Consider the following 2,357-nt stretch of genomic DNA (forward strand, 5'->3'; position numbering starts at 1 on the left):
ACATAGCTACGGCTATGCTCCCTCCGTTGTGCCTCGCATAGCACCTGCCCAAGTAGCCAGAAATATATGATTTCATATGGCCAGCTACTTATTGCGTATTCCAGAATAAAAAGAAGATAACTGCCTTATGAGCTTTGAAAGTACCGACCAGTATATCGCTACCGATGACCTGAAAATGGCCGTCAATGCTGCCGTAACGTTACAACGCCCTCTCCTTATTAAAGGAGAACCCGGCACCGGCAAGACCATGCTGGCAGAGCAGGTGGCCCGTTCCCTGGGCAAAGAGCTGCTGCAATGGCATATCAAATCCACCACCAAGGCCCAGCAGGGGCTCTACGAATACGATGCGGTATCCCGCCTTCGAGACTCGCAACTGGGTGATGAGCGGGTGCACGATATCAGCAATTACATTGTCAAAGGCAAACTCTGGGAAGCCTTTGAGTCAGACCAGCAGTCGGTTTTGCTGATCGATGAGATAGACAAGGCAGATATTGAATTCCCCAATGACCTGCTGCAAGAGCTGGACAAGATGGAGTTCAATGTTTACGAGACCCAACAACAGATAAAAGCCCGACAACGCCCTATAGTCATTATCACCAGTAACAACGAGAAAGAGCTGCCCGATGCGTTTTTAAGACGCTGCTTCTTTCATTACATCAGCTTTCCTGATGCAGAAACCATGAGGGAAATTGTCCGGGTACACTTTCCTGACCTGCAGAAAAAACTGGTCGATGAGGCCCTTCAGGTATTTTTCGAACTCAGGGAGATCCCCGGTCTCAAGAAGAAGCCCTCGACTTCCGAGCTGATCGACTGGCTGAAACTGCTCAATTCCGACGATATCCCGGCAGATATTCTTCAAAACCGTGATACCAGAAGTGCCATTCCCCCGCTGCATGGAGCGCTGGTGAAAAATGAGCAGGATGTCCATCTGCTGGAACGGCTGGCCTTTATGAGCCGACGCGGTTAACCGGCCTGAGGACTCACCATGCTGACCAATTTTTTTGCAACCGTCCGGGCATTTGGTGTACCTGCCACCACCCGGGAATATCTCGACCTGCTGGCAGCAGTGGATGCAAAACTGATCTACGCCGATCAGGAAGGCTTTTACCAGTTAGCGCGAACCATTCTGGTCAAGGATGAAAGGCATTACGACAAGTTTGATAAAGCCTGCCAGGCTTTTTTCAACGACCTTGACGCCATGGATGACATACTGGAAGCACTGATACCTGAAGAATGGTTAAGGCAGGCGTTTATCCGACAGTTGTCCGATGATGACAAGGCAAACATCCAGGGCATGAAAAACCTCCAGGAATTACTCGATACATTCCGACAGAGAATGGAGGAACAGAAAAGTCGTCACCAGGGCGGTAATAAATGGATTGGCACCGGCGGAACCTCACCGTTTGGCGCTTATGGCTATAACCCTTCCGGCATTCGGATTGGTCAGGATCAATCCAGACACCGTAAAGCCACCAAAGTCTGGGATAAGCGGGAGTTTAAAAACCTGGATGATAACGAGCAACTCGGCAGCCGCAATATGAAAATGGCACTGCGCCGATTACGCCGCTTTGCCCGCCAGGGGGCAGCAGACCAGCTGGATCTTGACGATACCGTCCGCTCAACCGCCAGCAAGGGTATGCTGGATATCAAGATGGTGCCTGAACGCCATAATGCCGTGAAAGTGCTGCTGTTCATGGATATTGGCGGCTCAATGGACGATTACGTTCGCCTGTGTGAGGAGTTGTTTGCCTGCTGCCGAACCGAGTTTAAACACCTTGAGTTCTATTACTTCCATAACTATCTCTATGAAAGTGTCTGGCAGGATAACCGTCGTCGCCAGCAGGAGCGCATCAGCCTCTGGGATGTGATTCACCGCTACGGCAAGGATTACCGGGTGATTTTTGTGGGCGACGCCGCTATGTCTCCCTATGAAATTACCTCACCCGGCGGCAGTGTCGAACATTTCAATGAAGAGGCCGGTCAGGTCTGGATGTCACGGCTGAAAGCGCACTTTGACCGGGTCGCATGGCTGAACCCCTCCCCGGAACATGCCTGGCAATATACCTCATCAACACGACTGATTGATGAGCAGATGGAAGGCAAAATGTTCCCGCTGACCATTAATGGCCTGGAAGAGGCAATGGGCTATCTTGCTGGATAAATAATTTTTTAAAGAGGGAACGATTTTCGTGTCAAACAGTCCGATTAGGTAAGAGTGTATCAGTAAGAGTTTCTGAATGATTCATTACTCTTCACCATTCGAATGTTAAGTAGCTGGCCATATGGAATCATATATTTCTGGCTACTTGGGCAGGTGCTATGCGAGGCACAACGGAGGGAGCATAGCCGTAGCTATG

At 50.1% G+C, this 2,357-nt stretch carries 2 protein-coding genes; both read left to right on the forward strand.

Annotation, left to right across the window (positions count from 1 at the left end; translation table 11 throughout):
* Nucleotides 1–127: 127 nt before the first annotated feature.
* Nucleotides 128–967 (forward strand): AAA family ATPase, encoded by an 840-nt coding sequence (locus ACO6UY_RS24455; RefSeq protein WP_269675925.1) that lies wholly within the window; start codon nt 128–130, stop codon nt 965–967.
* Between the two features lie 18 nt (nt 968–985).
* Nucleotides 986–2,161 (forward strand): vWA domain-containing protein, encoded by a 1,176-nt coding sequence (locus tag ACO6UY_RS24460; protein WP_422491649.1) that lies wholly within the window; start codon nt 986–988, stop codon nt 2,159–2,161.
* The last annotated feature ends 196 nt before the right edge of the window (nt 2,162–2,357 follow it).

This window comes from Endozoicomonas sp. ALE010 (assembly GCF_049310165.1).
In the GTDB taxonomy this organism is placed as follows: domain Bacteria; phylum Pseudomonadota; class Gammaproteobacteria; order Pseudomonadales; family Endozoicomonadaceae; genus Endozoicomonas.

Coding starts and splice junctions, on each gene's coding strand:
- ACO6UY_RS24455 (WP_269675925.1), top strand. CDS start 128: ATGAGCTTTGAAAGTACCGACCAGTATATCGCTACCGATGACCTGAAA.
- ACO6UY_RS24460 (WP_422491649.1), top strand. CDS start 986: ATGCTGACCAATTTTTTTGCAACCGTCCGGGCATTTGGTGTACCTGCC.